This window comes from Pseudoxanthomonas mexicana (assembly GCF_010093385.1).
GTDB classification, from domain to species: Bacteria; Pseudomonadota; Gammaproteobacteria; order Xanthomonadales; family Xanthomonadaceae; genus Pseudoxanthomonas_A; species Pseudoxanthomonas_A mexicana.
Genome location: NZ_PDWV01000093.1, coordinates 1 through 6519, shown reverse-complemented (window position 1 = coordinate 6519; position 6519 = coordinate 1). Strand labels below are relative to the sequence as shown.

Annotated in this window: 6 protein-coding genes; 4 read left to right on the top strand and 2 right to left on the bottom strand. The window is 67.8% G+C overall.

Features of this window, described 5'->3' with window-relative positions:
* Positions 1-275: 275 nt before the first annotated feature.
* On the bottom strand, positions 276-641 hold the full coding sequence (locus CSC76_RS18530; protein ID WP_162111433.1) for a hypothetical protein: 366 nt from the start codon (positions 639-641) through the stop codon (positions 276-278).
* Between the two features lie 173 nt (positions 642-814).
* Here CSC76_RS18530 and CSC76_RS18525 point away from each other — a divergent pair, with 173 nt between their 5' ends.
* From CSC76_RS18525 to CSC76_RS18510, 4 genes are all read left to right on the top strand, one after another.
* A complete protein-coding gene (locus CSC76_RS18525) occupies positions 815-3235 on the top strand; it encodes a DEAD/DEAH box helicase (RefSeq protein WP_162111432.1) in 2421 nt (806 codons plus the stop codon).
* Positions 3232-4101 (top strand): ribonuclease H-like domain-containing protein, encoded by an 870-nt coding sequence (locus tag CSC76_RS18520; RefSeq protein WP_162111431.1) that lies wholly within the window; start codon positions 3232-3234, stop codon positions 4099-4101. The genes CSC76_RS18525 and CSC76_RS18520 overlap by 4 nt, the downstream gene beginning before the upstream one ends.
* 83 nt (positions 4102-4184) lie before the next feature.
* Positions 4185-5009, top strand: a complete 825-nt coding sequence (locus CSC76_RS18515) for a hypothetical protein (protein WP_162111430.1) — start codon at positions 4185-4187, stop codon at positions 5007-5009.
* Between the two features lie 170 nt (positions 5010-5179).
* The gene (locus tag CSC76_RS18510) at positions 5180-6301 is read left to right on the top strand and encodes an HDOD domain-containing protein (RefSeq protein ID WP_238395096.1); all 1122 of its coding nucleotides are present in this window, start codon (positions 5180-5182) and stop codon (positions 6299-6301) included.
* A 94-nt stretch (positions 6302-6395) separates the two neighbouring features.
* Here the strand turns inward: CSC76_RS18510 and CSC76_RS18505 are convergent.
* A partial coding sequence (locus tag CSC76_RS18505; protein ID WP_162111429.1) for an integrase core domain-containing protein occupies positions 6396-6519 on the bottom strand: 124 nt, incomplete at its 5' end.

Below are 6519 nucleotides of genomic sequence, written 5' to 3'. Positions count from 1 at the left end.
GGGCATGGGCTTCCCTCCATGGTGCAAGACCTGGCCGAGAGTGGACCTGTCGGATGAAACGCGGCTTGCAATGCCATGACAGCCGCCTGCGTCTGCCCTTCGCGGCAGCGGATGCTGTCGCAAGGCCCCCTGTGGCAACGCGTCACCCTTCCTCCCCAAGGAGGCGCGTGGTCAACGCCCTTGCCGGTTCTTGTCGTTATTGTCGCCCCTGCGCCAAGGAACACGACCGTCCGCACGACGAACGGCCAACCGTTCGTCGTCTTCCCACGGATCCGTCAGTGCCGCACTGCCTGCGCGATGCGGTCATGGTCATGGCCATGCTCGTCCAGCCAGCGCCACGTCTCGCGGAGCAGCGTGCGCGCCACCGGCCATTCCGGGCCCCCGTCGCCACGCAGACGGTCCCAGTGGTCTTCCAGCTGGAGTTCGGTGTCCAGGTCGAGCGTGCCGGCATGCCCGGCGTGCGACGCGGCCGCGAATGCATAGGCACGGCAGGCATCCTCCCAGGCGACATCAGGATGCAGGCGCCTGCGCCGGCCATAGTCGTACGCGGTGAAAGCGGCAAATTCATCGTCCTGCTGAACGGGGGAGCGGGGCACCTGACGCAGCGTGTCCAGATGTGCGTGGTAGAGGTGGGGGTCCATGCAGATTCTCCGGTTATGCCGGCAGTGGTATCGCGCCAACCGTTACCCAAGGGTGAGAAATCTCTTCAAGCGCAGATCACAAAGCTGAGGCGGGGACATGCGATCAGCCGGCGGTCAGTCTCAGGCGTTGAGACGCATGCGGCGTCATATACGCCGCTCCACGAGAGCCCGACATGCCCGCCCAGACCGCGCTTATCCGACGCCAGGCCGATGAGGCCGCACTCCTCCCCGCACGTCATGCCGATGGGCGCGCGCTGGCCGAACGGCTGGCGGGCAAGTACCGCGACCGCGTCACCGGGCAGTTCGTCCTTCCTGCGCGGGAAGGACGCTACGAGGCGCTGCCGGACGATCTGCCTGCCGCACTGGCCATGGCCCTGCGCAGCCGCGGCATCGAACGCCTGTATTCGCACCAGGCCGAGGCGTGGCGGCATGCACAGTGCGGCGATCACCTGGCGGTGGTCACGCCCACGGCCTCCGGCAAGTCGCTGTGCTACACGTTGCCGGTGGTCGCCTCGGCCCTGTCGCGCAAGGGCAAGGCGCTGTACCTGTTCCCGACCAAGGCGCTGGCGCAGGACCAAGTGGCCGAGCTGCTGGATCTGAGCAAGGCCGGCGACCTGGGTCTGAAGGCCTTCACCTTCGACGGCGACACCCCGGGCGATGCCCGCCAGGCCATCCGCCTGCATGGCGACATCGTGGTCAGCAACCCGGACATGCTGCACCAGGCCATCCTGCCGCACCACACCAAGTGGGCGCAGTTCTTCGAGAACCTGCGCTACGTGGTGATCGACGAAGTGCATACGTATCGGGGCGTGTTCGGCAGCCACGTCGCCAACGTGCTGCGGCGGTTGAAGCGGGTCTGCGCGTTCTACGGCGCCACCCCGCAGTTCATCGTCTGCTCGGCCACCATCGGCAATCCGCAGGCGCACGCGGAAGCGCTGCTGGAACTGCCGGTGCACGCCATCACCGAGTCCGGAGCGCCGGTGGGCGAGAAGCATGTGCTGTTGTGGAATCCGCCGGTGGTCAATCCCGACCTGGGCCTGCGCGCGTCGGCCCGCTCGCAGAGCAACCGCATCGCAAGGCTGGCGATCAAGGCCGGACTGAAGACGCTGGTGTTCGCCCAGTCGCGCACCATGGTCGAGGTGCTGACCAAGTACCTGAAGGACGTGTTCGACAGCGATCCGCGACTGCCGGCACGCATCCGCGCCTACCGCGGCGGCTACCTGCCCACCGAACGGCGCGAGGCCGAGCGTGCAATGCGCGACGGGCGCGTGGACGGCATCGTCTCCACCTCGGCGCTGGAACTCGGCGTGGACATCGGCAGCCTGGATGCGGTGGTGCTGAACGGTTATCCGGGCTCCATCGCGGCAACGTGGCAGCGCTTCGGACGCGCCGGGCGACGGCAGCAGGCGTCGCTGGGCATCCTGGTGGCCAGTTCGCAGCCATTGGACCAGTACGTGGTGCGGCATCCCGAGTTCTTCGCCGACAGCCCGCCGGAGCATGCGCGTATCGCGCCGGACCAGCCGATGATCCTGCTGGACCACGTGCGCTGCGCCGCGTTCGAACTGCCGTTCCTCGCCGGAGAACCGTTCGGGCCGGTCGATCCGACGCCCTACCTGCAGCTGCTGGACGAGGACAGCGTGGTGCATCGCGAAGGCGACCGTTACGAGTGGATCGCCGACAGCTATCCGGCCAATGCGGTCAGCCTGCGCTCGGTGGCCGACGGCAACTTCGTCGTGGTGGATCGCACCGATGGCCGCCAGGTGATCATCGCCGAGGTCGATTTCAGCGGCGTGCCGTTGACGCTGTACGAGGGGGCCATCCACATGATCCAGTCCACGCCCTACCAGGTGGAGCGGCTGGACTGGGAAGGGCGCAAGGCCTATGTCACCCGCACCCACGTGGACTACTACACCGATGCCATCGACTACACCAAGCTCAAGGTGCTGGAGCGCTTCGATGGCTGCATCGCCGGGCAGGGTACCTGCCACCACGGCGAGGTGCACGTGGTACGGCGGGTGGCCGGATACAAGAAGATCCGCTACTACACCCACGAGAACATCGGCTATGGCCCGGTGAACCTGCCCGACCAGGAGATGCATACCACCAGCGTGTGGTGGCAACTGCCGCCGGCGCTGCTGGAATCGGCTTTCGAGTCGAGACAGGACGCGCTGGACGGCTTCCTCGGTGCAGCGTACGCACTGCACATCGCCGCCACCGTCGCCGTGATGGCCGAAGGACGCGACCTGCAGAAGGCGGTAGGCGATGGCGACGGTGCCTGGTTCGCCTTGCCGGATGCACAGGGGCGTGGCCAGTTGCGCGGCACCGAAAGCCAGGTGCTGTCGCCGGTGTCGGGGGACCGTTTCGTGCCCACCGCGTACCTGTACGACAACTACCCCGGCGGCATCGGTCTGAGCGAGCCGTTGTGGCGACGGCAGCGCGAACTGGTGCAGCGCGCCGCGCAACTGGTCTCGGCCTGCGACTGCCGGGCAGGGTGCCCGGCCTGTGTCGGTCCGGTGCTGGCCAACGACGAGGACGCCGAAACCACGCCGCGTACGTTGGCGGCACGCGTGCTGCAGCTGCTGGACGCCGCATGAGCGTCAGCCTGGAGAAACTGCAGCGGCTGCGTCGCCAGGCCGGGCACGGTAGCGGCGTGTCGCCATCCGCGCCGTTGCCGCCGGCGCATGACCCGTTGCCGGCACTGCGTCGCATGCTGGGCATCCGCGAGCGCTCGCAACCCTCCGTTCCCGCGCGCGCCTGCGATCGCGCGCTGCCGGGCGACGAGATCGCTCCGGGTCTGCTGCGACTGGAACAGGTCCTGGCGTTCGACGGGGTTGGGACGCAGGTCGACGGTACGTTCGCGCGGACAGGCGTGCTGCCCACGGCCAACATGCTGTTTTTCGATACCGAGACCACCGGACTGTCCGGCGGCACGGGCACGCGCGCCTTCATGGTGGGGGCGTCGGATTTCGTGCCCGGCGGCCTGCGCGTGCGCCAGCTGCTGATCACCCACCTGTCGGCCGAGCCGGCGATGCTGCGCGAATTCTCGCGCTGGCTGGCGGAGGACACGCGCTTGGTCAGCTACAACGGCCGCTGCTACGACGCGCCGCTGCTTGCCGCACGCTATCGGCTGGCGCGGCAGGGCTCGCCGCTGGCCGGCATCGACCACCTCGACCTGCTGTTCCCCACGCGCCGCCGCTACCGCGGCGTCTGGGAGAACTGCCGGTTGGCGACCATCGAGCGCCGCGCGCTCGGTATCGTGCGCGAAGACGACCTCCCCGGTTCGGAAGCGCCCGGCGCGTGGCTGCAGTACCTGCGCGGCGGCGATGCCGGCCTGCTGCGGCGGGTACTGCAGCACAACTTCCAGGACGTGGTGACGCTGGCGCACCTGCTGCTGCATCTTGCGCAGCCGGCGAGTGGGGGAACGGAAACGCAGCCGCCGTTCGCCCGCGATACAGCTTGACCGTCCCTGGCCTCCGGCGGATGCTGGCCGGGTCGGGCTGCCGATGATGACGTACCCCCTGTTCTCCGCACAGGAGCCGTCCCATGCACCGTATCGCTGTCCTCGGGCTGCTGGTCTGCGCAGGCCTGCCATCCCCTGTCCTTGCGCAGGACACGCTTCCTGCAGTGGATCGCTTCTATCTGGCAGCGGGGCACTACCGGGCCGATCACGACCTGGACACGCGGTGGGACGCCAGCGATGGTTCGCTCGGCACAAACGTCAATTTCCAGCGTGACCTGGGATTCGTCGACCAGCAGGATGCATTGGCATGGCGCATCGGCGGGAGTTTCGGCCAGGCGCGCCACCACACGCTGGATGCGTTCGGTTATGACTACGAGGACGCCAGCGCGCGCTTCCTGGATCGCGATCTGGAGATCGGCGACAGCACGTACCCGGTCGATGCCGCCTTCACCGGCCGACTGGACCTGGATGTCACCGGTGTGTCGTACACCTGGATGTTCCTGCAGGACGGCAAGCGCGCCTTCGGCATCGGCCTGGGCGCGATACGCTACGACATCGTCGCCGACCTGGATGCGGCGGCCACCGTCGGCGGTACACCGGTGGCGTACGCGAACGACCTGTCCGAAGACGCCTGGGCGCCGATGCTGCGTGCGCAGTACGCCCATGTGCTGTCCGCGCGATGGCGCTGGGGGGCGTCCCTGGCCTATACGCGCAAGAACGGCGGCAACGTCGCTGGCGATGCGATGGATGCGCAGGTGGAACTGGAGTACTTCCCATGGGAGCGCTTCGGGTTTTCGCTGCGCTACAACTACAACCACGTGGATCTCGATTTCACACGCTCCCGTTTCGACGGCAATCTGAATCTCGACAACCGGGGGCCGCAGTTGTTGGGCAAGCTGCGCTTCTGAAGGGCCGCATGTCGGGGATCCACCGACAGCGGAGTGTGAAGGACTGCGCATTCCCCGCATCGCGCCTCAAGAATGCGCCGTCGCGGCCGACACCCTTGCTAGATTTCATCCGGTCCGTGTCCTGCGAGCAGGGCGCGTGTTGAAGGTTGCACGAAACAAGGGGAAGTGCTTTGCGCATTCTGTACGTTGGCGATACCGCCTGCCTGCCTGACGATCTGTCCGATTACATCGGCGACATGGGAGACGAGTGGACCGTGGAAACGGTGGCCGACGGCAAGTCGGCGATGTTCGCGGTGGCCAACGGCCCGGTCGACGTGGTCATGGTGGGGCCCGCGCTGGCCGACCTGCCGCCGGCCACGCTGCTGGGGCAGATCCGCACGCTGCGTCCCGAGACCATCCGCATCGCGCTGCTGGAGGGTAGTACCGACAGCCTGGCCGCCCCGATCAAGCTGATCGGCGTGGCGCACCGCTTCCTGCCGCTGCCGCTGTCGTCGGAAACCGTGCTGGAGGCGATCCACAGCCTGGAAGAACTGCGCGACCTGCTGGACAGTCCACGCCTGCGCCGCGCCATCGGCCGGGTCGAACACCTGCCGTCGCCGCCGCACCTGTACTTCGCGCTGACACGTGCGCTGGAAGAGGATGAAGGCACCGCCAACGACATCGCCAAGCTGGTGGCGGGCGATCCGGCCATCGCCGCCAAGGTGCTGCAGCTGTGCAACTCGGCCTACTTCTCCAACGGGCGCGCGATCACCGATCTGCGCGCGGCCGTCACGCGGCTGGGCCTGGGCACGCTGCGCGACCTGGTGCTGGCCAGCGAAGTCTTCTCGATGAAGACTGCCTCCAGCGTGGACCGCACCGCCCTGCAGCACCGCGCGCTGCTGGCCTCGCGCCTGGCCGCGAAGATCCTGCCACGCACCAGTTCCGAACTCGGCGCCACAGCGGCGCTGCTGGCCGACATCGGCCTGCTGCTGCCGGGCGTGCGCGACGAGCGCGACACGCCGGTGGCCGAAGACGACGACCGCCCGGGCCACACCGAAGCCGGCGCCTACCTGCTGGGCCTGTGGGGCCTGCCGATGCCCATCGTCGAGGCGGTGGCATTCCATCGCCAGCCGCAGCGCTCCAGCCTGCGCAGCTTCTGGGTGCCCGGTGCCGTGCATGTGGCCGGCGCACTGGCCAGCAACGAGCCGGTGGACGAGAGCTACCTGAAGTCGCTGGGCGTTCTGGACCAGCTGCCCAGCTGGCGCCAGATGGCCGAGACCATGGTCGAGCGCGCTGAGGAACAGGCCGCCTGACGCTTCATCCGCGAAAGGAAAAGCAACGGCAGGATGGGTCCCAGCTTTCGCTGGGACGACGGGGCTGGCGTATCCGAATCCGTGCGGTCACCGCCTAGCTGTGTAAACCCACCACGTTGTTCAGTGGGATTCGGGTGATGGGTGGCCTGTAGCCAAGGCTGGCATGTGGTCGATGCCAGTTGTAGTGATGAAGCCAGCCCTGCAGCGCGTGGGCTCGC

Bases quoted from the DNA above. Each gene is read 5' to 3' on its own strand.
- CSC76_RS18515 (WP_162111430.1), top strand. From the start codon at position 4,185: ATGCACCGTATCGCTGTCCTCGGGCTGCTGGTCTGCGCAGGCCTGCCA.
- CSC76_RS18525 (WP_162111432.1), top strand. From the start codon at position 815: ATGCCCGCCCAGACCGCGCTTATCCGACGCCAGGCCGATGAGGCCGCA.
- CSC76_RS18530 (WP_162111433.1), bottom strand. From the start codon at position 641: ATGGACCCCCACCTCTACCACGCACATCTGGACACGCTGCGTCAGGTG.
- CSC76_RS18520 (WP_162111431.1), top strand. From the start codon at position 3,232: ATGAGCGTCAGCCTGGAGAAACTGCAGCGGCTGCGTCGCCAGGCCGGG.